At 72.3% G+C, this 24465-nt stretch carries 24 protein-coding genes and 1 pseudogene; 19 read left to right on the plus strand and 6 right to left on the minus strand.

What is annotated here, in order from left to right:
• Positions 1-9: 9 nt before the first annotated feature.
• The 5 genes from MTF65_RS07170 (at position 10) to MTF65_RS07190 (ending at position 5354) form a co-directional block, all read left to right on the plus strand.
• Entirely contained in the window at positions 10-825 is an 816-nt protein-coding gene (locus MTF65_RS07170) for an ABC-2 family transporter protein (protein WP_243627460.1), read from the plus strand.
• Between the two features lie 103 nt (positions 826-928).
• A complete protein-coding gene (locus MTF65_RS07175; protein ID WP_243628601.1) occupies positions 929-1693 on the plus strand; it encodes an ABC transporter permease in 765 nt (254 codons plus the stop codon).
• Between the two features lie 6 nt (positions 1694-1699).
• Positions 1700-2659 (plus strand): ATP-binding cassette domain-containing protein, encoded by a 960-nt coding sequence (locus tag MTF65_RS07180; protein WP_243627461.1) that lies wholly within the window; start codon positions 1700-1702, stop codon positions 2657-2659.
• 102 nt (positions 2660-2761) lie between these two features.
• On the plus strand, positions 2762-3436 hold the full coding sequence (locus tag MTF65_RS07185; protein WP_243627462.1) for a DUF1707 domain-containing protein: 675 nt from the start codon (positions 2762-2764) through the stop codon (positions 3434-3436).
• A 529-nt stretch (positions 3437-3965) separates the two neighbouring features.
• On the plus strand, positions 3966-5354 hold the full coding sequence (locus MTF65_RS07190; RefSeq protein WP_243627463.1) for a DUF445 domain-containing protein: 1389 nt from the start codon (positions 3966-3968) through the stop codon (positions 5352-5354).
• A gap of 223 nt (positions 5355-5577) precedes the next feature.
• Here MTF65_RS07190 and MTF65_RS07195 read toward each other — a convergent pair whose 3' ends face one another.
• Together MTF65_RS07195 and MTF65_RS07200 are read right to left on the minus strand one after the other, a co-directional pair.
• Positions 5578-5877, minus strand: a complete 300-nt coding sequence (locus MTF65_RS07195) for a hypothetical protein (protein WP_243627464.1) — start codon at positions 5875-5877, stop codon at positions 5578-5580.
• Between the two features lie 75 nt (positions 5878-5952).
• Positions 5953-6129, minus strand: coding sequence for a hypothetical protein (locus MTF65_RS07200; RefSeq protein ID WP_243627465.1), 177 nt, complete (start codon positions 6127-6129; stop codon positions 5953-5955).
• Positions 6130-6298: 169 nt separating this feature from the next.
• Between MTF65_RS07200 and MTF65_RS07205 the strand changes: the two genes are divergently transcribed.
• On the plus strand, positions 6299-6835 hold the full coding sequence (locus tag MTF65_RS07205) for a GNAT family N-acetyltransferase (RefSeq protein WP_243627466.1): 537 nt from the start codon (positions 6299-6301) through the stop codon (positions 6833-6835).
• Between the two features lie 37 nt (positions 6836-6872).
• Positions 6873-7892 (plus strand): hypothetical protein, encoded by a 1020-nt coding sequence (locus MTF65_RS07210; RefSeq protein WP_243627467.1) that lies wholly within the window; start codon positions 6873-6875, stop codon positions 7890-7892.
• 31 nt (positions 7893-7923) lie between these two features.
• Here the strand turns inward: MTF65_RS07210 and MTF65_RS07215 are convergent, their stop codons facing one another.
• Entirely contained in the window at positions 7924-9645 is a 1722-nt protein-coding gene (locus MTF65_RS07215; protein ID WP_243627468.1) for a DUF262 domain-containing protein, read from the minus strand.
• A gap of 52 nt (positions 9646-9697) precedes the next feature.
• Complete coding sequence (locus MTF65_RS07220) at positions 9698-10699, minus strand: SEC-C metal-binding domain-containing protein (protein ID WP_243627469.1); 1002 nt, start codon at positions 10697-10699, stop codon at positions 9698-9700.
• 56 nt (positions 10700-10755) lie between these two features.
• Between MTF65_RS07220 and MTF65_RS07225 the strand changes: the two genes are divergently transcribed.
• The 4 genes and pseudogenes from MTF65_RS07225 (at position 10756) to MTF65_RS07240 (ending at position 13469) form a co-directional block, all read left to right on the plus strand.
• The gene (locus MTF65_RS07225; RefSeq protein ID WP_243627470.1) at positions 10756-11583 is read left to right on the plus strand and encodes a class E sortase; all 828 of its coding nucleotides are present in this window, start codon (positions 10756-10758) and stop codon (positions 11581-11583) included.
• Positions 11562-11812: pseudogene (locus MTF65_RS07230) on the plus strand (DUF6412 domain-containing protein); the annotation flags it as partial. The gene MTF65_RS07225 and the pseudogene MTF65_RS07230, both read left to right, overlap by 22 nt.
• Before the next feature lie 14 nt (positions 11813-11826).
• Positions 11827-12489 carry a YidC/Oxa1 family membrane protein insertase gene (locus tag MTF65_RS07235; protein ID WP_243627471.1) on the plus strand — a complete coding sequence of 221 codons (663 nt, stop codon included), beginning with the start codon at positions 11827-11829 and terminating at the stop codon, positions 12487-12489.
• A gap of 122 nt (positions 12490-12611) precedes the next feature.
• Positions 12612-13469, plus strand: coding sequence for a fumarylacetoacetate hydrolase family protein (locus MTF65_RS07240; RefSeq protein WP_243627472.1), 858 nt, complete (start codon positions 12612-12614; stop codon positions 13467-13469).
• Positions 13470-13504: 35 nt separating this feature from the next.
• Here MTF65_RS07240 and MTF65_RS07245 read toward each other — a convergent pair whose 3' ends face one another.
• On the minus strand, positions 13505-14788 hold the full coding sequence (locus tag MTF65_RS07245; RefSeq protein WP_243627473.1) for a transposase: 1284 nt from the start codon (positions 14786-14788) through the stop codon (positions 13505-13507).
• A gap of 104 nt (positions 14789-14892) precedes the next feature.
• Positions 14893-15996, minus strand: coding sequence for a Gfo/Idh/MocA family oxidoreductase (locus MTF65_RS07250; RefSeq protein ID WP_243627474.1), 1104 nt, complete (start codon positions 15994-15996; stop codon positions 14893-14895).
• A gap of 55 nt (positions 15997-16051) precedes the next feature.
• On the opposite strand from MTF65_RS07250, the gene MTF65_RS07255 reads away from it, so the two are divergent.
• The 8 genes from MTF65_RS07255 to MTF65_RS07290 all read left to right on the plus strand — a co-directional run bounded on the left by MTF65_RS07255 (position 16052) and on the right by MTF65_RS07290 (position 24459).
• Positions 16052-17227, plus strand: a complete 1176-nt coding sequence (locus MTF65_RS07255) for an ROK family transcriptional regulator (protein ID WP_243627475.1) — start codon at positions 16052-16054, stop codon at positions 17225-17227.
• A gap of 381 nt (positions 17228-17608) precedes the next feature.
• Positions 17609-18364 carry a hypothetical protein gene (locus MTF65_RS07260; RefSeq protein WP_243627476.1) on the plus strand — a complete coding sequence of 252 codons (756 nt, stop codon included), beginning with the start codon at positions 17609-17611 and terminating at the stop codon, positions 18362-18364.
• Between the two features lie 108 nt (positions 18365-18472).
• Positions 18473-19240 carry a GntR family transcriptional regulator gene (locus tag MTF65_RS07265; protein ID WP_243627477.1) on the plus strand — a complete coding sequence of 256 codons (768 nt, stop codon included), beginning with the start codon at positions 18473-18475 and terminating at the stop codon, positions 19238-19240.
• Positions 19241-19398: 158 nt separating this feature from the next.
• On the plus strand, positions 19399-20526 hold the full coding sequence (locus tag MTF65_RS07270; RefSeq protein WP_243627478.1) for a TIGR03364 family FAD-dependent oxidoreductase: 1128 nt from the start codon (positions 19399-19401) through the stop codon (positions 20524-20526).
• Between the two features lie 107 nt (positions 20527-20633).
• The gene (locus MTF65_RS07275; protein WP_243628602.1) at positions 20634-21296 is read left to right on the plus strand and encodes an HAD family hydrolase; all 663 of its coding nucleotides are present in this window, start codon (positions 20634-20636) and stop codon (positions 21294-21296) included.
• Positions 21293-22342 carry an ABC transporter ATP-binding protein gene (locus MTF65_RS07280; RefSeq protein ID WP_243627479.1) on the plus strand — a complete coding sequence of 350 codons (1050 nt, stop codon included), beginning with the start codon at positions 21293-21295 and terminating at the stop codon, positions 22340-22342. The genes MTF65_RS07275 and MTF65_RS07280 overlap by 4 nt, the downstream gene beginning before the upstream one ends.
• Positions 22343-22853: 511 nt before the next feature.
• Positions 22854-23675 carry a 2-aminoethylphosphonate ABC transporter permease subunit gene (locus tag MTF65_RS07285; protein ID WP_243627480.1) on the plus strand — a complete coding sequence of 274 codons (822 nt, stop codon included), beginning with the start codon at positions 22854-22856 and terminating at the stop codon, positions 23673-23675.
• Complete coding sequence (locus MTF65_RS07290) at positions 23662-24459, plus strand: ABC transporter permease (RefSeq protein WP_243627481.1); 798 nt, start codon at positions 23662-23664, stop codon at positions 24457-24459. The genes MTF65_RS07285 and MTF65_RS07290 overlap by 14 nt, the downstream gene beginning before the upstream one ends.
• Positions 24460-24465 lie beyond the last annotated feature (6 nt).

Below are 24465 nucleotides of genomic sequence, written 5' to 3' on the forward strand. Positions count from 1 at the left end.
AGGGATACGGTGCGTCAGAGAGCGGCCCTGTACGCGGCGGTGGCGGCCGGCGGATTCCGCCGGTACGCCGCGTACGGGACGGCGACCGCGGCCGGTGTGGTCACCAACACCGTGTTCGGCTTCATCGTCGCGTACACGTACCTCGCGTTGTGGGACGAGCGGCCCGGGCTCGGCGGCTACGACCAGGCGCAGGCCCTCACGTTCGTGTGGGTGAGCCAGTCGCTGCTGGCCGCGGCGTCGCTGATCGGGGGTGGGTTCCAGGAGGAGATGCAGCAGCGCATTCGGACGGGCGACATCGCCGTCGATCTCTACCGGCCGGCGGACCTTCAGATGTGGTGGCTCGCCGCCGATCTGGGCCGGGCGGGATTCCAGTTGGTGGGCCGCGGGGTGGCGCCGTTGCTGGCGGGCGCGCTGGTGTTTCCGCTGGCGCTGCCCGTCGATCCGGTGCGGTGGCTGCTGTTCCTGGTGTCCGTGCTGCTCGCGCTGGTGGTGGGCTTCGCGGTGCGGTACCTGGTGGGGCTGGCGGCGTTCTGGCTGTTGGACGGGACCGGGATCAACATGATGAGCACCGTCGTCACGGTCTTCTTCTCCGGGACGCTGCTGCCGCTCACCGTGTTCCCCGGCGGTTTCGGGGAGTTCGTGCGGGTGCTGCCGTGGGCGGCGATGCTCCAGGTCCCGTTGGACGTGCTGCTGGGCGAGAACGCGGGGGCCGGGGGAGCGGTGCGGGCGCTGGGGTTTCAGGCCGGCTGGGCGCTCGTACTGCTGGGGCTGGGGCGGCTGACGCAGTCGGCGGCGACGCGGAAGGTGGTGGTCCAGGGTGGCTGAGGCGGCGGCGCTGGAGGTGCCGCGGGTGGTCGAGGCCACGCTGGAGGTGCCGCGGCGCCATCGCGCCGTGGAGGGGGTGCGCGGCTACGGGCTGATCGTGGCGATGTGGATCCGGTCGACGATGACGTACCGGACGTCCTTCTTCCTCTCGGTGTTCGGGAACGCGACGATCCAGCTGCTCGACTTCGTCGCGATCTGGATCATGTTCCGGCACGTGGACACGCTGGGCGGCTTCTCGCTGCCCGAGATCGCCCTGCTGTACGGGGCCTCCTCGACCTCGCTGGGCCTGGCCGACCTGCTGCTCGGCAACACCGACCGGGTCGGCGCCCGCGTCCGCGACGGCTCGCTCGACACCATGCTCGTGCGCCCGGTCCCGCTGCTCGCGCAGGTCGCGGCGGACCGGTTCGCGCTGCGCCGGCTGGGGCGCGTCGGGCAGGGGCTGGTGGTGCTGGGCTGGGCGCTGTCGGTGCTGGACGTGGACTGGACGGTCGGGAAGGTGCTGCTGGTGCCCGTGATGGTCGTGGCCGGGGCGGCGATCTTCGCGGCGGTGATGGTGGCCGGGGCGGCGTTCCAGTTCTTCGCCGGCGACGCGGCGGAGGTGCAGAACTCCTTCACGTACGGCGGGAATCAGATGCTCCAGTACCCGCCGACGGTGTTCGCGAAGGAGCTGCTGCGCGGGGTGACCTTCATCGTGCCACTGGCATTCGTCAACTGGCTGCCCGCGCTGCACGTGCTGGGGCGGCCCGATCCGCTGGGGCTGCCGGGGTGGGTGGGGTACCTGAGTCCGCTCGTGGCGTTCGTGGCGTTCCTGCCCGCGTCGCTGGCGTGGCGCGCGGGAGTTCGTTCGTACCGGAGCACGGGGAGCTGAGTGGGCATGGCCGATGTGTTGATCACGCTGGACGAGGTCGAGAAGGTCTTCGACGTACGGCGCCGGGTGAGCCTGATGCGGCGGGAGAAACGCCAGGTCAGGGCGGTGGACGGGATCAGTTTCGAGGTCGCGCGGGGCGAGATGGTCGGTTACATCGGGCCCAACGGGGCCGGGAAGTCGACCACGATCAAGATGCTGACCGGGATCCTGACCCCCAGCGGCGGCCGGCTGCGCGTCGCGGGCATCGACCCGGCGCGGGAGCGGATGCGGCTGGCGCACCGGATCGGGGTGGTGTTCGGGCAGCGCACGACGCTGTGGTGGGACCTGCCGCTGAAGGACTCGTACGGGCTGATGCGGCGGATGTACCGGGTTCCGAGGGCACGGTTCCGGGAGAACCTGGAGCGCTGCGTGGACCGGCTGGACCTGGCCGAGCTGCTCGACGTACCGGTGCGGCAGCTGTCGCTCGGGCAGCGGATGCGCGGGGACATCGCGGCGGCGCTGCTGCACGATCCGGACGTGCTGTACCTGGACGAGCCGACGATCGGGCTCGATGTGGTGAGCAAGGCGAAGGTACGGGGGTTCCTGCGGCAGTTGAACGAGGAGCTCGGGACGACGGTGCTGCTGACCACCCACGACCTCCAGGACATCGAGCAGTTGTGCGAGCGGGTGATGGTGATCGACCACGGGCGGCTCATGTACGACGGCCCGCTGGGCGGGCTGCATACGGCGGGGGAGAGCGAGCGGATGCTCGTACTGGACCTGGCGCGGGAGTTCGCGCCGATCGAGGTGGCGGGGGCGCGGGTGGTGAAGGTGGAGGGGCCGCGGCAGTGGCTGGCGTTCCCGGCGCAGGCGTCGGCGGCGCCGCTGGTGGCGGCGGTGGCGGCGGACTACCCGTTGTTGGACCTGTCGGTGCGGGAGCCGGACATCGAGGACGTGATCGCGCGGATGTACGCGGGGCGGGGGTGAGGGGGGTGCGCGCTTCGGGGTTGCTGAGCCGGGGTGGCCCTGGCAGGGGTGAGCCGGGGTGAGGGGCTGGTTTTGGCAGGGCCAAGTCATAGGCTGGGCGGCATGAGTGACGAGCGGCCGGAGAAGCCGTTGCCGGAGCTGAGGGCGTCGGACGCCGACCGGGACCGGGTGGCGGAGCGCCTGCGGGACGCGGTCGCCGAGGGCCGGCTCGACATGGAGGAGTTCGAGGAGCGGCTGGAGGCGGCGTACGCGTCGCGGACGTACGCGGAGCTGGAGCCCCTGACACGGGACCTGCCGGCGGCGACGGGCCCGTCTTCGGCCGCGCCCCCGGCCCCCTTCGCCGCCCCGGCCCCGGGCGACGCCTGGCCGGCCGGCCGGATCGGCGGCGCGGGTACGTCGAGCACGGCCGTCGCCGTCATGTCGGGGTTCCAGCGCAAGGGCCATTGGACGGTGCCCGGCCGCTTCAACGCGGTGGCCTTCTGGGGCGGCGGGGAGCTCGACCTGCGCGAGGCCGACTTCGCGCAGCGCGAGGTGGTGATCAACTGCGTCGCCATCATGGGCGGCATCCAGATCACGGTGCCGCCGGGCGTGGAGGTGGACGTGCGCGGCATCGGCTTCATGGGCGCCTTCGACCAACGCGGAACCTCGGGCCCCCGCCGCCCGGGCGCGCCGCGGGTGGTGGTGACGGGCTTCGCGATGTGGGGCGGAGTGGAGATCCGGATCAAGCCCCCCAAGCCCCTCCCGGGCGACGGCCGCAACCTTCGCAAGGAGCTCTGAGACGAGTACGTCCGCTGACTCCCGGTCCGCCGCCGGGCTCCGGGCCCGCCGCCCGTAGGCCCGGACGGTGCTCGCCTGGCTTCGGGCCCGCCGTCCGTAGGTCCGGACGATGCTCGCCGGCCCCCGGCCCCCGGCCCCCGGCCCCCGGCCCCCGGCCCCCGGCCCCCGGCCCCCGGCCCCCGGCCCCCGGCCCCCGGGCCCGCTGCCCGTAGGCCCGGACGATGCTCGCCGGGCCTCGGGCCCGCCGCCCGTAGGCAGGGACGATGCTTGCCGGGCTTCGGGCCTGCCGTCCGTAGGTCCGGACGATGCTTGCCGGGCTTCGGGCCCGCCGCCCGTAGGCAGGGACGATGCTCGCCGGGTTTCGGGCTCGCCGCCCGTGGGTCCGGACGATGTTCGCCGGGCCTCGGGCCCGCCGGGGCCGGCGGCCGTCCGGGCGGGCCGTCCGGGCCGGGGCGGGGTGGGCCCGTTGACCCCCGGCCAGGGGATCGGCGTGCCGGGAACTCTTCGGGCCTCCCAGGAGTCGGATGCTATGCAGATAAAACCGGCCCCCCGGGGGAAGCAGGAGCACGTGGACCACCGCAGCGCAGCCGGAGGCGGCATCGCCCCTCCGGCCGCCCCACCGCCCGACCGCGGCGACGCAAGCCCCACCCGCGGAGTGTTCGTGTTCAGCACCGCCGATGAGGAGCGCCGCCGCGGTGTCCGCCGGATGAAAACCACCGCGACCGGGCTGCTGATCCTGGTCGCGCTGGTCTACGTACTCGCCAAGTGGGCCCAGCACACCGGCGCCGGCGCATGGGCCGGCTACGTCGCCGCCGCCGCCGAGGCCGGCATGGTCGGCGCGCTCGCGGACTGGTTCGCCGTCACCGCCCTCTTCCGGCGGCCGCTCGGCCTGCCCATCCCGCACACCGCGATCATCCCGACCAAGAAGGACCAGCTCGGCGTCACCCTCGGAGAGTTCGTCGGCGAGAACTTCCTCTCCTCCGAGGTGGTCAAGGCCCGCCTCCACGCCCTCGGCATCGGCGGCCGACTCGGCGCCTGGCTGGCGGAGCCCGCGCACGCCGACCGGGTCACCGCGGAGCTGGCCGCCGCGCTGCGCGGAGCCCTGACCGTTCTGCGCGATTCCGATGTGCAGGCCGTCGTAGGAGAGGCCATCACGCGGCGTGCCGAGACCGCCGAGATCGCGCCGGGCATCGGTAAGACACTGCAGCGGGTCGTCGCGGACGGCGGGCACCACCGGGCCGTCGACCTCGTGTGCGCCAAGGCTCACGACTGGCTCGTCACGCACGAGGACTCGATCACGGACGCGGTCCAGGGCGGCGCCCCCGGCTGGACCCCGCGGTTCGTGGACCGCAAGGTGGGCGACCGCGTCTACAAGGAGCTGCTCCGCTTCGTCACCGAGATGCGGGACATGCCGGAGCATCCGGCGCGCGGGGCGCTGGACCGGTTCCTGACGGACTTCGCGGCCGACCTCCAGTCGGACACGGAGACGCGTGCGAAGGTGGAGCGCCTCAAGTCCGAGCTGCTGGCGCGGGGCGAGATCCAGGAGGTCATCGCCTCCGCCTGGACCGCGATCCGGTCGATGATCATCTCGGCGGCGGAGGACGAGCAGAGCGAGCTGCGCCTGCGGGTCCGCGCCTCACTGATGTCCCTGGGCGCGCGCCTGGCCACCGACGGCCGCCTCCAGTACAAGGTGGAGGGCTGGATCGAGGGCGCGGTCGTCTACGTCGTCACCACCTACCGGACCGAGATCACCTCGCTGATCACGGACACGGTGGCGAGCTGGGACGCCGAGCACACCTCGCGGAAGATCGAGGCCCACATCGGCCGTGACCTGCAGTTCATCCGTATCAACGGCACGGTGGTCGGCGCCCTGGCGGGCCTGCTGATCTACACGGTGTCCCGGCTGTTCGTGACGTAGCCCCGACGGCCGGACGGGCCTGGGCCGGCCCTTCGGGCCGTGGGGTGTCGGGCACCCGACGGGCCGGAAGGGCTGGGGGCCGGGGCCAGCCGGACGGGCTTGGGCCAGCCGGGGTCAGCCGGACGGGCCGGGCCGGCCGGACGGGTCAGGGTCGGCCGGGGCTCCCGCAGCCGTCAGCCGTCAGGCGGGCTCCGCAACACAGGACCGCGGCCCCGCGCCCCCCTCAGCCGCGGTCGGCGACGGCCCACGACGCGGCGGCGACGACCCCCGCCACGCCGAAGACGGCCGGCCACGCGCCGACCTTCTTGGCCAGCGGGTGCGATCCCGCGAACCCGGCGACGTACAGCGCCCCCAGCCCGGCCGCCGCGGGCACGCCGCCCCGGCGGTGCCATTCCCGTCCGGCGACGAGCCCTGCGGCGCCCAGTACGGCAGCGCCCAGGGGCCGTTTCCCGGTCCACCGGGCGACGGCGTACCCGCCGACCAGACCGGCTGCCGCCACTGCGGAACTGGGTACTCGCACCATGCCGAACTCCCTGCGTCGTCTTGTCCGATGATCTGCCACTGCCACTGCCACTGCCACTGCCACTGCCATACGAGGCTAACGCGACCGCTTCACCACCCGGCGGGCGCCCAGCGCCCCCAGCACGAGTACCGCCCCGCCGATCACGTCACGCGGCACCGCGTCCCGTACGGCGCGCGGCAGCAGGGCCACGACCCCGAGCACGAGCAGGAAGGCGAGGGCGCACCGGCCGGCTGCCCGAAGCAGTCTGTCCACGTCCTGCTCAACGCGGCCGCCGGGCAGCCCGACACGGAGGGAGGTGAGGGGATTTGTCGCACACTCGCCGGATCCGTGCGATGCCCGCCCCGGGAACCCGAAGCGCATAAATTCAATCTCCCCACCCAAAGGGGAAAATCCCCACGCACACATCAGGAGCCGGGACATCGTGATCTGCTACGGACAGGCCGTCCTCGACCTCGCGGACGAACTGGTCGACGCCTACGCCGACGTCTTCTCCGCCCCACCGTGGAACGAGGACGCAGAAACCATTCGTCAGTTCGCGTCCCGCCTCCAGGCCGACGTCCGGCGCCGTGGATTCCGTACGGCCATCTCCCAGTCCGAGGCCGGCATCGACGGCTTCGCCACCGGCTGGATCACCCCGGCCGCCTTCCCCAAGAACCGCGCGTACGCCCAGGTCGCGGCCCAACTCGGCGCCGGCCGCGTGAAGGAACTCCTGTCCGGCGCGCTGGAGATAGACGAACTCGCCGTACGCCCGTACGCGCGCGGCCACGGCACCGGCCGGGCCCTGCTCACCGAGATCACCGCCGACGCCCCCGACCGGCGGGCCTGGCTGCTGACCTCCCGCCTGGCCACCGACACCGTGGCCACGTACCGGCGCCTGGGCTGGCACGAGGTCCCCGCCCTGCCCGGCACGGAGACCGGTGTGATCGTCTTCCTGTCCCCGGAGCATCCGAACCGCTGAAGGGTGTCCCGCCGATCAGGCCGGGCATACCCGCGGCATGATCACGAACTCGGCAGGGGCCGCCGCCGCGAAGGTGGCCCGCAGGCAGCTCAACCTGGCCACGCGCCACCAGCTCACCGCGGCCGGCGTCCCCGACGGCACCGTCACCTCCCGGACCCGCCCGGGCGGCCCCTGGCAGCGCTTACTGCCCCGCGTCTACCTCCTCCAGACCGGGCCTCCGGACCACCGCCAGCGCGCCCTCGCCGCCGTCCTGTACGCCGCCGAACCCGGCGCCGACCCCCTGTCCGGCGACACGGCCGCCCTCACCGGCGGCGCCGCCCTCACCCTCCTCGGCATCCGCGACGCCCCGCACACCCCGGCGGACGTCCTGATCCGCGCCCCGCGCCGACTGGCCGGCACCCCGGAGCTCCGCCCGCTCCCGACCGCGCGGTGGCCGCGCACCATCACCGTCTCCGGTATCCCCAGCGCCCGCCCGGTCCGCGCGGCGGCCGACTTCGCCGCACGCGCCGACGCCCCCGAGCTGGTCCGCTCGGTCCTGGCGGGCGTCGTCCAGGCCGGCTGGTGCCACCCGCAGGACCTGCACGCCGAACTCCGCGCCTGCCGCCTCCTGACCCGCCCCGCGATCCGCGCCGCCGCGGCGGAACTCCTGGCCGGTGTCCGCTCGGTCGCCGAGGCCCAGGCCCGCGACACCCTGACGGCGACGGACCTCCCGACCCCGCTGTGGAACGCCCGCGTCCACACCCCGGACGGCACCTTCCTGGCCAGCCCGGACGCCTACTGGCCCGAGGAGGGCGTGGCCCTGGAGATCGACTCGGCGGAGTACCACTACACCCGCGACGCCTGGCACGCCACCCTCCGCCGCCGCCTCCGCCTGGAGTCCCACGGCATCCTGGTGGTCAGCGCGACCCCGTCGATGATCCGCGACACCCCAACAGAAGTCCTCGCAGCCCTCCGCACCCTCCTCACCCTCGCATCCACCCGCCCCACCCCACCCACAGCCCTGGCCCGCGGCCACCAACAGCTCCCGCTCTTCCCGGGGAATGGAGCGGGTCCATGAAGCGGCGTCAACGTCGAGCGAGACGAAGAGGTTAACGGGTCACATCGCGCTGAATCGTCTTCCCCGTGGCCTCCTCGATGAGCTGGATGACGATCTCCAATCGCTCATCCAGGAACGTCGAGTAGTCATCGTTCAGGAGCCCGTTGGCCTGCTGATTAGCGATGGCGTGGGACGCCAGTACGTCGGCCAGCCTCTGCTCGCCGTACGCCGTTTTCATCTTCTCGATGTACACGCTGGGGGCATGGCTCGCGATGATGCGATTCGTCTCCCCGTCGATGAGCGAGCGGTTGAGCATCAGCTCTGAGCTCTCCGGACTCTGCTGCTTAGCCAGGTACGCTTTCGGGAAGATGTGGTGCGACTCCGCCTCAAGCGCACGCGTGGCCGTCATGCTCTGCCCGGTGTGAAAGTCGGCAGCCTTGTTCTTGACGAGTAGGCAGATTAGCCCTGAGTAGAGGGCCTTGCGTCGCACCGACGCTGTCCGCAGCGTGCTCGCGTTGATCTGCAACTCATCGATTACTTCGGGCGCCTCACCCTCGCCGGTCGTGATCCACTTGGTGAGACGTGAGTAGTCGGCGCCCATTTGGCTGTTGGCACCCTGGTCGTAATTGGTCGTGAAGGTGCTCGCCCAGAAGAACTGCTGGAGTCGACGCAGTGCCTGGGACCGCTCCAGCGGCTTCAATTCCTTCTGCTTGTCCCACACGGCTGCCATGGGAGTGAGGATCATCCCGTACGGAAGCCACTTCTGAGAGATGACGCCACAATCCGACTGAATCATGTCGATCACCCCCGCGAAGCCTGCGGTCGCGCTCTCCCAGTGCGCCTTGATGTCATCCCCGGTCAGTTTCTTGAGAACGTCGGAGCGCTGGGCACTTCCTCGGACCCGCAGGCAAATCGCCTGGAGCACGTTGTATGGATCAATTCGAAATTCTTTGAGGGTCCTGTGATTCGCTTCGGCTTCGTCCCAAAGGTCCCGAAGGTTCACTCCCTGCGGGAAGAAACGTGCGGTGAGGAGTTCGAAGGGGCCAAGCGGCTTTCCAGTTCGGTTCAACGTCTCAAAAATCGTGCAGACGGCGTCCATGGAAGTTGAACTGGGCAGTGTCAGGATGGGGAGGCCATAGGTTTTAAGCGGGCTGATGTATTTGTCGCGCATTTCTCGATAGAGGCTCTTAGCCTCCCTCGCGGTGAGCGACAGCTCAGGGTTGTTCCCTATAGAATCCGCGTAATCGTCCAGCCATTCGTCAAACTTGTGGACTTCGGCGATGGGGAGCTGGGATGGCATCGGTGCCTGGTAGCGGCGACCCGCCTTCCCTGCGGCCGGCATGGAGAAGATTGCCTTCTCGAAGTCCACATCTGGCACTTCGCGTACGCGCCTGGACGGGATATCGACGAACTCGTCGACGTTGATGAAGTAGCGCTCGTCGCCCGATCCTGTCAGTGCCTGGTAGAGAGAGGTGAGGCGCTGCTGTCCATCGAGGACCAGGATGGAAGGGGGGTTATTGGAGGAGCTGGGGGCGCCGTCGAAGCTGCGACTGGCGAAGGCCTGCCCCTCGCCCTGCTCCCAGAAGAGGAGCGTTCCTACGGGGTAGCGCGACATGATGGAGCCGAGGAGTTCGGCGGTGCGAGTGGAATCCCATACGAAGTCGCGTTGGAAATCGGGAAGGGCGATCTCTCGACTTTGAATTCGAGTCACAAGATTCAGTACCTGAAGCGGGTTGGTCTGAAAGATTGGGTCCGACTCGTATGCGCTGGTCATGATTCCTTCGTAATGGGAACGGACTAACGACTGGAAAGTGCCCAGCCTTCTATCACGCGCGGGCGCCGTGGCATTCCGCGTAGGGCTTGCCTGAGGTGCACCAGCAGGGGGAGGTGGGGGTGGGGGGCCAGGGGGTGGCTTTGCCGCGGGCCGCGAGGGTTGTGGCGTATTCGGCCAGGAGGCTGGGGGAGGCCGGGGAGGTTTTTTCGGAGGCCGCGAAGGCTTCGTAGGACGGGACGCTGGCCGTGACGATGCCGAGGTTGGTGGTGCCCGAGGCGGCGAGGGCGCGGAGGGAGGTTTCGACCTCCCGGAGGTGGGCCTCGTGCGAGGGGTACTCCGCTGCGAGGGTGGGGTACGACGTGAGGAGTTCCGTCAGCTCGCGCACCGGCCAGTGGAGGATCGCCACCGGGAACGGGCGGGAGAGGGCGGCGCGGCGGTCGCCCAGTTCGGCGCGGAGGCGGGCGATCTCGGCCCGGAGTTCGGCCGGGTCGTCGGAGCCCAGGGCCCAGATGCGCTTCGGGTCGTGGAGTTCGTCCAGGGGGATCGGGCCGATGTGGCGGGTGTCGGCCACCATGTCCCAGTCGTCGTGCGGGAGTCCGAGGAGGCGGCGGACGCGGTGGCGGCCCGTCAGGAGGGCTGTGGTGGCCGTGGTGAGGGGCTCTTCCTCGGTGATGAGGAGGCTCGCCGCTTCGGTGAAGCAGTCGTGCGAGGCTTCCAACTCGTCGTGGGTCTCAAGGGCTTCCGCGATGACCTCCCAGGGCGCCGGGTCCTTGGGGGAGGCGGCGCGGATGCCGGCGATCAGGGCGCGGGCCTCGGCCTCGTGGCCGTACTCCCAGAGGTTCGCCGCCTGTAGGGCCTTGATCAGGTGGGGGTTGGCGGGGGAGGCCGAGAGGAGTTGATCGTAGAGCGCGCTCGCCCGTTCGCGTGCGTCGGCCAGTTCGAGATGGGCCGCGGCCTGGAGGAGCAAGGGCTCCTGGTCCTCGGGGTAGCGGGTCGCCGTGCGGATGAGGCGCTCGGCTTCGGCGATGTGCTCGGCAGGCGTGTCGGGGCGCATGGTTCACACCGTACTGCCGCTGGTCAGTTGACGGGGGAGGACTTAAGGTGCCGCCCGTGCGGGATCACATACGTGTGGTGGTGCAGGGGGGCGGCCGGAGGCCTCGCGGGGCCGGGCTCGCGGGCGTGTTGTGGGCCGCCGCCGAACTGGCCGTCACGGTGGGTGTGGTGGTGATGCTGTTGGTGGTGCACCAGGTGTGGTGGACCAACCGGCAGGCGGCCGCTGCCGCGCGGGAGCAGGTTCAGGCCCTGGAGGAGCGGTGGGCCACCACCATCGATACTGCTGAGCAGGTGGGTGCGCCGCTGGATGCCGGTGTGTCTCCGGATCCCGGTGGGGTGCCGGTTGACGGGGCTGTCGTCGCTCCGGCTGAGACCGGTCCCGCCATGCCGTCTGCCCGGCCCGCGCCCGCGCCCGCGCCCGCGGTCGAGCCGCCGCCGCCTCGGTCGCAGTCCGCGTACGCCGTGCTGCGCATCCCGCGCCTCGGGCTGGTCGTGCCCGTCGCGCAGGGCATCGACAAGCGGGCCGTGCTGGACAAGGGGTACGCCGGTCACTACCCCGGGACCGCGATGCCCGGGGCGCAGGGGAACTTTGCGGTGGCCGGGCATCGTCTTACCCATGGGGAGCCGTTCCGGTACATCAACCGGTTGCGGGAGGGGGACGAGTTGATCGTCGATGTCAGGGGGAAGCGGTATGTCTACGTTGTGGGGAAGACGCTCGGTGAGACGAGCGAGCGGGATACCGGGGTGATCGCGGCGGTGCCGCGCAGCGTGGTGAAGCCGGACTATGGATACAGCGAGCCCGGCGCGTACATCACGCTGACCACCTGTACGCCCGAGTACAGCTCCAAGTACCGGCTCGTGGTGTGGGGGACCCTGAAGCGCTAGAGGTGAGCCTGCTGCTGGTCGGCGGGTTCCTCGGGCTGGTTCTCGGGGAGAGCGGGCTGGCCGCCGCCGTGGTGGTGCTCGCCGCCACCGTCGCCGTGGGCACCGCGCCCTGGCCGCACGGCTCGTACGGCCTGTGCCGCGGCACCGCATACGCACCGCGATCCGTGATCGCGAGCAGCGCACGGCGTTCCTGCCGCAGCGCGATCCCGACGCCTCGGGCCGGTCGCGGTCATTGTTGCTGAGTTGGGCCGGCTCCTGGAGCCGGTACTGGCCGAGTCCGCGACCGCTGCGGCGATCGTGCTGTTCACCGTGCTCGTACGGCTCGCCCTGCACCCCCTGAGTCGTGCGGCCTTCCTCGGCGCGACCCCGGCGGCCGGGTGTCTGCCGGTGCTGTTGCAGCTGCCGGTGTTCTTCGTCATGTACCAGGCCTCCTCCTCGGCGAAGGTCGGCGGGGCGGCGAACGAGCTGCTCGGGCACCGGCTGTTCGCCGCGCCGCTCGGGGCCCGGTGGACGGGAGCGCTGGAGGAGGGCGGACTGTTCGGGGCGCAGGGGCTGGTGTTCCTCGGCTTGTTCGCGGCGATCGGGGTCGTGGCCGCGTGGAGCGCGGTGCGGGGCCGGCGGGCCGCGGCCGCCGCGTCGCCGGCGGCTCCGGCCCCGGCCCCGGTTCTGACGTCGGCCGGCAAGGCCGCGGTGACTCCCGAGCAGCTGGAGGCGATGCGCAAGCTGGGCGGCGTACTGCCCCTGCTGTCGTTCGGGACGCTGATCACCGCCGCCGTGGTGCCGCTGGCGGCCGGGCTCTACCTGCTGACCACCACCGCGTGGTCGGTCGCGGAGCGCGCCTGGCTCCAGTACCGCAAGGAGCGGGCGGCGCGTGAGCCGAATGAGGGGGTGCGTTCCAGTCTGTGAACAGGGTCTTGCGCATTGTCCGGTTATCTTGGAGGATCGACCAATCCTCCGATGGCCGCAACCCATCGGCCGGCCCGGGGCATGCCCATGGGCCGACCACCCTCGACCACGGGAGAATGCCCATGAAGCTGCTGCGTGTCGGACCGGTCGGGTCGGAGCGCCCCGCGCTGCTCGACCGCGACGGGATCCTGCGGGACCTGTCCGGCCTGATCACGGATGTGGACGGCGCGGTGCTCGCGGACGACTCCGTGCTGTCCCGGGTACGGGAAGCGGCGGAATCCGGCGAGCTCCCGGTGCTCGACGCGGAGGGGCTGCGCACCGGCTCCCCGGTCGGCCGGATCGGCAAGATCGTGGGCATCGGGCTGAACTACTTCGGTCACGCGGCGGAGATCGGCGCGGAGCCGCCGGCCGAGCCGATCCTGTTCCTGAAGGCCGCGGACACCGTGGTCGGCCCGGATGACACCGTGCTCATCCCGCGCGGCAGCGTGAAGACCGACTGGGAGGCCGAACTCGGCGTCGTCATCGGCAGCACCGCCCGCTACCTGTCCTCCGCCGAGGAGGGTCTCGCGCACGTCGGCGGGTACGTGCTGGTCAACGACGTCTCGGAGCGCGAGTTCCAGATCGAGCGCGGCGGCACCTGGGACAAGGGCAAGAACTGCGAGACCTTCACCCCGCTCGGCCCCTGGCTGCTCACCGCTGACGAGGTCCCCGACCCGCAGGTACTGGGCGTCAAGCTGTGGGTCAACGGGGAGCTCAAGCAGGACGGGAACACCGCGGACCAGATCTTCCCGGTCGGCGAGGTCGTGCGGTACCTGAGCCAGTTCATGACCCTGCACCCGGGCGATGTCATCGTCACCGGTACGCCGGCGGGCGTGGCCATGGGCCAGCCGGAGCCGAAGCCGTACCTGCGGGCGGGTGACGTCGTGGAGCTGGAGATCGAGGGCCTGGGGCGGCAGCGCCAGGAGTTCAAGGGCGCTTGACGATACTCGCTCCCGTGAATCGGGGGCGATTCCCTTCAGCTCGCGTGAGCGGGCTTTGGGGCTTCACGCATCCGCCTACGGCCGGTGGCCGGGACTCGCACCCTGGGGGTGCTGCGCGTGCTGTTGATGTCCGAGCCGCCCGTCCGGCGGGCTCGGGCCTCGATCTCGACCGAGGCGTTGTGGTCGGCGTCGTCCTCGTGCCCGCAGTGGGTGCAGGCGAACAGTCGGCCGCATCCCTTACGGGATTCGGCATCGACCTGGCCGCAGGCGGCGCAGGTCTGGGAGGTGTGGAACGGCGGCACGGCGACGAGTACGGATCCGTAGCTGCGGGCCTTGTATTCAAGCTGCCGCCGCCGTTCGCCCGGGGCATTGTCGAAGACCGACCTGTTCAGCCCAGCCTTCTGTCGGACGTTCTTACCCGGCTCCTCGGCAGTGCCCTTCGCCGACTTGCTCATGTTCTTCACGCACAGGTCCTCGATGCCGATCAGGCCGTGGTTTTTGGCGAGGTCGGTGGTGAGCTTGTGCGTGAAGTCCCTTCGCCGGTTGGCCCGGCGGGTGGTGAGCGTCGCGATCTGGGCGATCGTCGCGCGCAGGCGGTTGCTGTACTTCTCTCCGTTGTGCTTCTTCGCGTAGGTGAACTGGCGCGCCTTGCGCTGCTCCAGTGCCTTGAGACGCTTCTTCTCGTTGGCGGTGAGCGTCTGCGGCATGAGCCTGGGTGTGGTCTCGGTGGACACGAACGCGGAGGCGGCGACGCCGAAGTCCACCCCGCACGCGGGTTTCCCGTTCGGCGCGTCCGGCTTGCGGCCGGTATGGACGCCCAAGGAGATGTGCCAGCCGTTGCCGTCCCGGGAGACGGTGGCGTTACGGATCGTGCCCCCGATGGCTCGGGAGAGCCGGAACCGCAGCCAGCCGAGTTTCGGCAGACGCACCTCGGCCCACTTGCGGTTCAGCTTGCGGACCTCGACCGCCTGCCCCGGAAACGGGACCGACAGGCGGTGGCCGCGCTTCTTCCGCACCGGAAACCCAGCAGGATGCCCCGGGTTCCAGAAGTTGTCGTACGCCCGGTCGAGGCTGCGCAGGATCTGCTGCCCCGCCTGCGCCGGCAGGTCACCGATCCAGTCGAGATCCGTGCGGGCAGCGGTCAAGTGCTTGCACTGCTCGGCCGAGCGCAGGGTGTACCGGCGCTGCTCCCACAGGTACACGCGCTGCTCCAAGGCCACGTTCCACAGAGCACGCGCCGTATGACCCCACCCGGTCAGGATCTCGTCCTGGACCTTGGTGGGGTACGCACGATACCTGCGCCCCGCGTCTGCCTTCATGGCCCCCCATCGTGCCGACACTTCGCGGACGACATGACCCAGTTCCGAAAAAAGACAGATATTGCGCTTTCCTGATGCACGCGCATTTGTCGTGAACTTCCCGCTTATTGTGAATCGGACATATCGGCAGCAATGTCTACCGTCACCCCATCCCGGGACGACGTACGCGCCGCCTCCAGAACCGCCAGGCACCGCGCCGCCTCGTGCGCGGTGACCGGAGCCGGTCCGCCCTCGCGCAGGGCGGCCGCCACCGCCGCGTAGTACGCCGGGTAGTCGCCCGGGAGGGTCGGTACGGGCGTTCCGCCGCCGGTCGCCGGGGACTCCCCGGAGCCGAGCCGGCCCCACATGTGCTCCGGCTCCTCGCCCCACGGCTGCCCGCCCCCCGGGCGCAGCCCCTCGCGCAGGGCGGCCTCCTGCGGGTCCAGGCCGTACTTGACGTAGCCCGCGCGGGATCCGAGGACGCGGAACCGCGGCCCGAGCTGGGCGGTCGTCGCGCTGACGTAGAGGTGGGAGCGGACCCCGCTCGCGTGGGTGAGGGCGATGAAGGTGTCGTCGTCGGTCTCGGCGCCCGGGCGGCGGACGTCGGCCTCCGCGTAGACCCGTACCGCCGGGCCGAACAGGACGAGTGCCTGGTCCACGACGTGGCTGCCGAGGTCGTACAGCAGGCCGCCGATCTCCTCCGGGGCGCCGGACTCGCGCCAGCCGCCCTTGAGTTGCGGACGCCAGCGCTCGAAGCGGGACTCGAAGCGCTGGATCTCGCCGAGTTCGCCGTCGGCGATGAGCCGGCGCAGGGTGAGGAAGTCGTTGTCCCAGCGGCGGTTCTGGAAGACGGAGAGGAAGGTTCCGGTCCGCTCGGCCAGATCGGTGAGCTCGCGGGCCTCGGCGGCGGTGGCGGCGAGCGGCTTGTCCACGACGACCGGGACGCCGGCGGTGAGGGCGGCGGTGGCCAGGGGGACGTGGGTCTTGTTGGGGGAGGCGATGACGACGAGATCGACGCGCGGGCCCGCCCCTTCCCACAGCTCGGTCGCGGTGGTGGCGATCCGGACACCGGGGTGCGCCTCGCGGGCCTGGGCCTGGCGGCCGGGGTCGGAGGTGACGACCGTGTCGAGGACGAGCCCGTCGGTGGCGGAGACCAGGGGGGCGTGGAAGACGGAACCGGCGAGTCCGTAGCCGATGAGTCCGACGCGGAGGGGGGTGGAGGGGTGCATGGGACCACTTTGGCAACAGTGTTGCCTAAGTGCAAGGAGGGTGGACAATGGGCGGGTGAACAGGGCAAACGGTGAGGGGCGGGACGGTGGGGACGGTGGCGGTGGCGGGCGCGGTGCCGGCCGCGACGGTGGGCGGGGCGGCGGGCGCGGTGCCGGCCGTGGTGCCGGGCGCGGTGCCGGCCGCGGTGGCGCGAACCTGCCGGCGCTGCGCGGGCACAACGACGCGCTGGTACTGGATCTGCTGCGCGGCGCGGGACCGGCCGGGTGGGGGCGGGCCGAGCTGGCCGACCGTACGGGCCTCACCCCGCAAGCCGTCAGCAAGATCACGGCGCGGCTCCGGGCGGAGGGCCTGGTCGCGGAGGCCGGGCGGGGCGTGTCCACCGGCGGCAAACCGCGGACGCTGCTGAGGCTCGTCGCGGAGGCGCGCCATGTGGTCGGGGTGCATGTCGATCGCGACGCGTTGCGGGCGGTACGGGTGGACCTGGCGGGCCGTCTCGCGGCGGAATGGCGCGTGCCGTTGGACTTCGGAGCCGGGCCGGCGGTGGTGGTGGAGGCGGTCGTACGGGCGGTCGCGCGGGTCGCGCCGGAGCCGGCCGCGGCGCTCCTGGGGGTGGGGGTCGCCGCACCGGGGCCCCTCGACTGGCGGACCGGGGTGCTGGGGCGGGTGACGGGGTTTCCGCAATGGGAGGGGTTCCCATTGCGGGAGGTACTGGAGGGGCGGTTGGGCGTGCCGGTGGTGGTGGACAAGGACACCAACGCGGGCGCGGCCACGGCCGGCGGTTCCGGGACCTCGGTCTACCTGCACGTCGGGACCGGCCTGGGGGCGGGGCTGCGGCTGGACGGCGAGGTGTACCGGGGCGCGCGGTCGGCGGCGGGGGAGTTCGGGCACCAGGTGCTGGCGCTGGACGGGCCGCCGTGCCGGTGCGGGGGGCGGGGGTGCGTGGAGGTGCTGTGCCTGGGGGCGGTGGCGCGGGGGGACGTCGCCGAGGCGGCGCGGGTGCTGGGGGAGGCGGCGGCGAACCTGGTCGCGCTGCTCGATGTGGACCGGGTGTTGCTGGGCGGCCGCGTGGTGGGGGGCGCGGCGGAGGTGTTCCTGGCCGGGGTACGGGGGGTGCTGGCGGCGCGGGCGCTGGGGGGAGCGGAGGCCCCGGCGGTGGCGCTGGCCGCGGGAGGGGTGGCGGAGGGCGCGGCGGAACTGGTGTGGGGCCCCTTCTTCGGCCGCCCGGCGTGATGCCCGTGATGCCCGTGATGCCGAACTCCGCCCCGCGCCTCAATCGCCGGCGGGGCTGGATCCGGGGCTCCGCCCCGCGCCCTGGGTGCTGACGGGCTTGGGGTGGGTGGCGGGCCTCGACCCCGGGGTTCGGGGCTCTGACCCGTGCCCCGCGCCTCAATCGCCGGCGGGGCATGTGTTGGGTGGGGCCGTGGTGTGGTTGACCCCGTGCGCCGATCGGGCGTAAACCGGGGGGCACCGGCGCGCGGCGGGCGGGGAAGGGCCGCGCGCGCGTGGGAGGGTGCGGGCAGGGGCGGGCCGATTGTCGCCTCGTCCGATCGTCATCCCGTCCCGTCCCGTCCCGACCCGTCCCGACCGTCTGGCGAGCAGCGAAGGTCTTCCATGCGACTGCGCAAAGCCCTTGCCCTCTCCGCCGTCCTCCTCGCCACCGCCGCGCCCACCGCCGCCGCGGACATCGACGCCGGCGGTGGTGCCCGGCCCGCACCCGCGCTGCCCTCCCGCGCCCAGGCCACCTGCGGCGACGGAAAGAGCACCGCGTTCCCCATCGGGTCCCGCATCCGCGGCGGCCCGGCCGTCTACCGGACCAGCGGCGGGCCGCAGACCTGGTTCCTGGACCTGACCAACACCACCGGCTCCGCCTGCACGGCCATCCACCCCGTCGTCGTCTTCACCGACAAGGCCCGCACCCTGCGCCCCGCCCACCTGCGGATGGAGTTCGACGCCCCCGGCGGAAGCTTCCCCGTCAGCCTGGAGCACACCGACCGCGACGAGATCATCGCCGTGTTCGACGGCGGCGACGCCTTCTCCGGGTTCTCCGTCGGCGCCGGCGGCTCGCTGACCGTCAAGGTGCGGCTCGCCTTCGCCCCCGACGCCCCGCACGGCGAGGTCGTCGCCGACGCCGCACTCGTCCAGCGCAACGGAGACGACGGCGACTGGGTCGGCGAGGCCGGCGGCTACCGCTTCTCGATCGAGGGATCGGACGAGGAGTCGGGCGAGGAGTCGGGCGAAGCCGGGACCCTCGCGGACACCGGCCCGCGCGGGTGGACGTACGAGACGTACAGGGCGTACGGGACCGCGGCCGCGGTCGCCCTCGTCGCCGGCGGCGGACTCCTGCTGGGGGCCCGCCGCCTGCGCTGACCGGCAGACATGGCACGCAGGCCGGCGAACAGGCCGACCAGCCCGGCGTACAGGCCGACCGGCGGACGCGCAGGACGGCCGGCTCACCGGCCGACGTACAGTCCGAGCGTGGAAGAACAGATCCCGCCGCCCCATCGCCCCGGATCGCCCGTCCGCTCCGGCATCCCCGAGCACGGCCGCGTCCCCAAGTACTACGCAGTCAAAGCCCGCATCGCGGAGCTGCTCGACGAGCTCGGCGAAGGCGGGCTCCTGCCCACCGAGCGCGATCTCGCCGAGCGGTACGAGGTCTCCCGCGAGACCGTACGCCAGGCCCTGCGCGAGCTCCTGCTCGAAGGCCGGCTCCGCCGCGCCGGGCGGGGCACCGTCGTGGCCGGGCCGAAGCTGGAGCAGCCGCTGTCGCTCGCCAGCTACACCGAGGGCGTGCGCCGCCAGGGGCGCACGCCCGGCCGTCACCTCATCGGCCTGGAGCGGTTCCCGTGCCCGCCCGACCTGGCCCGCGGCATCGGCGCCGAAGCCGGCGAGCCCGTCTGGCACCTGGAGCGCGTGCTGCTGGCCGACGACGAACGGGTCGGCCTGGAGAGCACGTACATCCGGGTCGCCCGGGCGCCCCGCCTGGACAGCGATTTCCAGCCGGACTCCTCCTTCTACGGCTATCTCCACGACAGCCTCGGCATCTCCTTCGGGGACGCCGACGAGAAGCTGGAGACCGTACTGGCGACCCCGCGCGAGGCCCTGCTGATCGGCACCCCGCCGGCCCTGCCGATGCTGCTCATCCACCGCTTCTCGCGGGACCAGGACGGCCGTCCCCTGGAGCGGGTGCGTTCGCTCTACCGTGGCGACCGGTTCAGCTTCACGACCCGCCTGAGGCCCGAGTAGGCCCGAGTAGCGCCAATCAATATCCATCCAACGCTCCCAAAAGGGGCGCACTAGCATCACGAGAAGGTAACGGGTCTAGTCCAAGCGTCGAGGGCTGTTCACCGGCCCGTTGACATCGCGACCCCTCCGGGCCACGGGCCGCGACCACCTTGGACGGCGTGAGAGTCATAGTCGTCGGAGGCGGCGTGGTCGGCACCATGCACGCCTGGCAAGCAGTCGAACGCGGCCACGAGGTCGTCCAGATCGAGCGAGAGGCCGAGGCCCGCGGCGCGTCGCTGCGCAATTTCGGCCAGATCTGGGTCAGCGGACGGGCCGGGGGCGAGGAGCTCGACACCGCCCTGCGGGCCCGCGAGCTCTGGGAGCGCATCGGCGCGGAGGTGCCCGGCCTGGGCTTCCGCGCCATCGGCTCCCTCACCCCCCTACGGGGCGCCCGTGAGTACGCGGTCGCCGAGGCGGCCGCCGCCCGCCCCGACGCCGCCGCCCGCGGCTACGGACTGGTCACCGCCGCCGAGGCCCGGGAGATCAACCCCGCCCTGCGCGGGGCCTTCGAGGCGGCCCTGTGGTGCGAGCGGGACGCGGCCGTCGAACCGCGCACCGCCCAGCTCCACCTCCGCCAGGCCCTGCGCGCCAAAGCGCCCGGCCGCTACACCTTCCTGCCCGGGCGCGAGGTCCGCGAGGTCGTCGGGAACGGCGCCGTCCGCGACGACCGCGGCGACGTCCACCGCGGCGACATCGTCGTCCTCGCCACCGGCGCCTGGCTGTCCGGCCTGGTCCGCGAGCTGGTCCCCGACCTGCCCGTGCGCCGCGTCCGGCTCCAGATGATGCAGACCGCCCCGCTCGGCGAGCCGCTCACCACCTCGGTCGCGGACGCCGACAGCTTCCGCTATTACCCCGCGTACAAGAGCGAAGCCCTCGACGCGCTCAACGCCGAGCAGGCGCAGGCGCCGGTCGCCGCCGCGCACAAGATGCAGCTCCTGATGGTCCAGCGCCAGGACGGCGGACTGACCATCGGCGACACCCACGAATACGAGCACCCCTTCGCCTTCGACACCCTCGAAGACCCCTACGAGCACCTCACCGAGGTGGTCGAATCCTTCCTCGGGCGCCCGCTGCCGAAGATCCACCGCCGCTGGGCCGGCGTGTACGCGCAGTGCACCGACACCACCCGCGTCGTCCACCGCCAGCGGGTGGCCGACGGCGTCTGGCTGGTGACGGGACCCGGCGGCCGCGGCATGACCTGCTCGCCCGCCATAGCCGAGACCACCGCCGACGAACTGGGCTGGTAGCCACCATGAGCACCGACCGCACCCGAGACCGCGACCGCACCGGCGACCGCACCGGTGACCGCGACCGCGACCGCGACCGCACCCGCGACAACCTGATCGTCCTCGACATGGCCGGCACCACCGTCGCCGACGGCGGCCTCGTCGAGCGCGCCTTCGAGCGCGCCGCCGGACGCCTCGGCGTCGAGCCCGGCACCGCCGACCACACCGCCAAACTCCAGTACGTCCGCGACACCATGGGGGAGTCGAAGATCTCGGTCTTCCGCCACCTCTTCGGTACGGAGGAACTCGCCCGGCGCGCCAACTCCGCCTTCGAGGAGGCGTACGGGGAGCTCGTCGACGGCGGCCTGATCGCCCCGGTCCCCGGCGCCCGCGCCGCCATCGAGAAGCTCCGCGCCGACGGCCGCACCGTCGTCCTGACCACCGGCTTCGCCCGCGTCACCCAGGACGCCATCCTCGACGCCCTCGGCTGGCAGGGCCTCGCGGACCTCACGCTCTGCCCCGCCGACGCCGGCGGACGGGGCCGCCCGTACCCGGACATGGTGCTCGCCGCGTTCCTGCGCACCGGCGCCGTGGCCGACGTCCGCGACACCGTGGTGGCCGGCGACACGGCGTACGACATGCTCAGCGGCCGCCGCGCCGGGGCCGGGACCGTGGCCGGCGTCCTCACCGGAGCCCACGGCCGCGAGGCCCTCGACGCGCACGGCGCGACCCACGTCCTCGACTCCATCGCCGACCTCCCCGCACTGCTGGAACGGGAGTCCGGCGCGTGAGCGGCATCCGCTTCGACTCCGTCTCGGTCGCCTACGCCGGCACCACCGTCCTGGACTCCCTCGACCTGACCGTCGAGCCGGGCGAGGTCATGGCGCTGCTGGGCCCCTCCGGCTCCGGCAAGACCACGGCGCTGCGCGCGGTCGCCGGGTTCGTACGGCCCGTCGCGGGCCGGGTGCTGATCGGCGGCCGGGACGTCACCGCGCTCCCGCCGCACCAGCGCGGCATCGGCATGGTCGTCCAGCAGTACGCGCTGTTCCCGCACATGCGGGTCGAGGACAACGTCGCGTTCGGGCTCAAGGCGGGGAAGGCCCCCAAGGCCGGGATTCCGGGGCGGGTCCTGGAGGCCCTGGAGATGACCGGGATGGCGGCCTACGCCAAGCGCTACCCGCGCGAGCTCTCCGGCGGCCAGCAGCAGCGCGTCGCGATCGCCCGCGCGCTCGCCATCCGCCCCGGGGTGCTCCTGCTCGACGAGCCGCTCTCGGCGCTCGACGCGCAGCTGCGCTCCGGGATGCTCACCGAACTGGCCCGGCTGCACCGCGAACTGCCCGACGTGTCGATTCTGTACGTCACCCACGACCAGGTGGAGGCGCTCACCCTGGCCGACCGGATCGCCGTCATGGACCGGGCCCGGCTCCAGGACTGCGGCACCCCGCAGGAGCTGTACCGGGCCCCGCGCACCGAGTTCACCGCGTCCTTCGTCGGCAACGCCAACCTGCTGCCGGTGACCGTGGCCGAGGCCGGGGCGGTCTTCGAGGGCCGCCCGCTGGCCCTCGACCGGGGCCGCGCGGCGCCGGGCTCCACCGCCACGCTGTGCGTACGGCCCCACCTGCTCGGCCTCGGCGACGGCCCCAACTCCCTGCGCGGCACGATCGCCGAGGTCCAGTGGCGCGGCTCCACGCACCGGCTGTACGTGGACATCGGCGGCCACCGCGTCAAGGCGGACCTCCCGGAGCTGCGCGAAACCCCGGCGCTGGGCGACGAGGTGACCCTGCACTTCGAGCCCCGGGACGCGGTGCTGCTGGCCGCGGGGGTGTCGGATGCCTGAGGACTCGCGTCCCGCGACGCACCGAACGACGCCCATCCCGGCCGCCCGCCGACCCTCCGCCGAGCCCGGCCCGCCCACGCGCCTCCCGGCCGAGGCCTCAGCACCGTCCACGCCTCCGCCCCCCGCCCGCCAGGGCGAAGCGGCCCCGGTCACCCGTGAGGCCCCCTCCGGGGAGGCCCGGGGCTCTGCCCCGGCCCCCGCGCCTCAAACGCCGGCGGGGCTGGAACACGGGGCGGAGCCGCACAGGGCAGTGCGGGGGGAAGACGCGGTCAGCGGACCAGCCCCGCAGGGGCCGCCCGCTGCCGGGCCCTCCGGCCCGGACGCGCAGCCCCCCGCCCCCCAGCGCGAAGCCACCCCGACACCCGGCACCCACCAGGAAGACACCCCGCCGGGGTCCGGCACCCCCCGGGCCGCCCCGCCGGGGCCCAACACCCCGCACCCCCGGGCCACCCCGCAGGGGTCCGGCTCCCGCCCCCTCCGAGCTGCCCCGCAGGGGTCGCGGCTTGCCCGGGTGCCGCGCGGCGTGTGGGCCGGGCCGCCCGTGGTCGTGCTCGGGCTGGTCTTCCTCTATCCCCTCGCGCTGGTGGTCCAGCAGTCCCTCACCCCCGAGAACGGCGGCGGCGCCTTCGACGCCTACGCCTCCGTCTTCGCCTCGCACGGCTTCCGCGAGGCTCTCGGGACCACGGTCTGGCTGGCCCTCGGCGCCACCGCCGGCTGCCTCGTCCTCGGGTTCACGCTCGCGCTGGTCATCGCCTTCGTGCCCTTCCCCGGGGCCAAGGCCGTCTCGAAGTTCATCGACGTCTTCCTCTCCTTCCCCTCCTTCCTCATCACCCTCGCCCTCCTCTTCATCTACGGGACGGTGGGCATGGCCAACGGGGTCTGGACCGGCCTGACCGGCGTCGGCGCCGCCGACGGCCCCTTCCACTTCCTCGCCACCCCCTGGGGCGTACTCCTCGCGGAGATCACGTACTTCACGCCCTTCGTGATGCGGCCGCTGCTCGCCGCCTTCTCCCAGCTGGACACCGCACAGCTGGAGGCGGCCTCCTCCCTCGGTGCGAAGCCCGCCCGGATCATCCGGCGGATCATCCTCCCCGAGGCCCTGCCCGCCCTCGCCGCGGGCGGCAGCCTCGTCCTCGTCATGTGCCTCAACGAGTTCGGGATCGTCCTGTTCACCGGAGCCAAGGACGTCACCACGCTCCCGATGCTCATCTACGGCAAGGCGATCCTCGAATCCGACTACGCGGCCGCCTGCGTGGTCGCCGTCGTCAACATCGCGATCTCCGTCGGCCTGTTCGGCCTCTACCGGGTGGTGAGCAAGCGTGCTGGTGCATAGCAAGACCGGCCGCCTGGCCGCCTGGGGCCTGTTCGGCCTCCTCTTCCTGCCGCTCTTCGCGCTGCCGCTGCTCGTGGTGGTCGCGGCGTCCTTCGCCACCCACTGGTCCGGCGCGTTCCCCTCCGGACCGACGGCCGCGAACTACGCCTCCGCCGTGCGCGGCGAATCCCTCCAGGCGCTGACCACCTCGCTGGTCACCGCCCTGGTCGCCAGCGTGCTCGCACTCACCGTCGGCGCCTGGGCGGCGCTGGCCGCCGCCGGGCTGAAAGAGCGCGGAAAGCGCGCCCTGGACGCCCTGTTCATGCTGCCGGTCGCCGTACCGTCCGTGGTCGTCGGCCTCGCCGTGCTGGTCGCCTTCAGCAAGCCCCCGCTGCTGCTCAACGGCACCAGCTCCATCGTGATCCTGGCGCACACCGTTCTTGTCACGGCGTTCGCCCATCAGTCGGTTTCGGCTGCGATCGTCCGTCTCGATCCCGCGTATGAGCAGGCGGCCGCCTCCCTGGGCGCCCGTCCCGCGTACGTGCTGTGGCGGGTCAAGCTGCCGCTCCTGCTGCCGTCCCTCACCGCGGCCGCCGGGCTCTGCTTCGCCCTGTCCATGGGGGAGCTGAGCGCCACGATGATGCTCTACCCGCCGGACTGGATGCCCCTCCCGGTCCGCATCTTCACGGCCACCGACCGCGGTTCGCTCTTCAGCGGCTCCGCCGTCGCCGTGGTCCTGATGGCCACCACCCTGCTGGTCCTGCTGGCCGTCTCCCGCATCCGCACCAGAGCCACCCACCGCTGACTCCCT

It is taken from the genome of Streptomyces sp. APSN-46.1 (assembly GCF_022815725.1).
Lineage (GTDB): Bacteria > Actinomycetota > Actinomycetes > Streptomycetales > Streptomycetaceae > Streptomyces.

What these genes read in the sequence shown, in the direction of transcription:
- MTF65_RS07175 (WP_243628601.1), top strand. Translation starts at nt 929, where the DNA reads ATGTGGATCCGGTCGACGATGACGTACCGGACGTCCTTCTTCCTCTCG.
- MTF65_RS07180 (WP_243627461.1), top strand. Translation starts at nt 1,700, where the DNA reads ATGGCCGATGTGTTGATCACGCTGGACGAGGTCGAGAAGGTCTTCGAC.
- MTF65_RS07185 (WP_243627462.1), top strand. Translation starts at nt 2,762, where the DNA reads ATGAGTGACGAGCGGCCGGAGAAGCCGTTGCCGGAGCTGAGGGCGTCG.
- MTF65_RS07190 (WP_243627463.1), top strand. Translation starts at nt 3,966, where the DNA reads ATGCAGATAAAACCGGCCCCCCGGGGGAAGCAGGAGCACGTGGACCAC.
- MTF65_RS07195 (WP_243627464.1), bottom strand. Translation starts at nt 5,877, where the DNA reads ATGGTGCGAGTACCCAGTTCCGCAGTGGCGGCAGCCGGTCTGGTCGGC.
- MTF65_RS07210 (WP_243627467.1), top strand. Translation starts at nt 6,873, where the DNA reads ATGATCACGAACTCGGCAGGGGCCGCCGCCGCGAAGGTGGCCCGCAGG.
- MTF65_RS07215 (WP_243627468.1), bottom strand. Translation starts at nt 9,645, where the DNA reads ATGACCAGCGCATACGAGTCGGACCCAATCTTTCAGACCAACCCGCTT.
- MTF65_RS07220 (WP_243627469.1), bottom strand. Translation starts at nt 10,699, where the DNA reads ATGCGCCCCGACACGCCTGCCGAGCACATCGCCGAAGCCGAGCGCCTC.
- MTF65_RS07240 (WP_243627472.1), top strand. Translation starts at nt 12,612, where the DNA reads ATGAAGCTGCTGCGTGTCGGACCGGTCGGGTCGGAGCGCCCCGCGCTG.
- MTF65_RS07245 (WP_243627473.1), bottom strand. Translation starts at nt 14,788, where the DNA reads ATGAAGGCAGACGCGGGGCGCAGGTATCGTGCGTACCCCACCAAGGTC.
- MTF65_RS07250 (WP_243627474.1), bottom strand. Translation starts at nt 15,996, where the DNA reads ATGCACCCCTCCACCCCCCTCCGCGTCGGACTCATCGGCTACGGACTC.
- MTF65_RS07260 (WP_243627476.1), top strand. Translation starts at nt 17,609, where the DNA reads ATGCGACTGCGCAAAGCCCTTGCCCTCTCCGCCGTCCTCCTCGCCACC.
- MTF65_RS07275 (WP_243628602.1), top strand. Translation starts at nt 20,634, where the DNA reads ATGGCCGGCACCACCGTCGCCGACGGCGGCCTCGTCGAGCGCGCCTTC.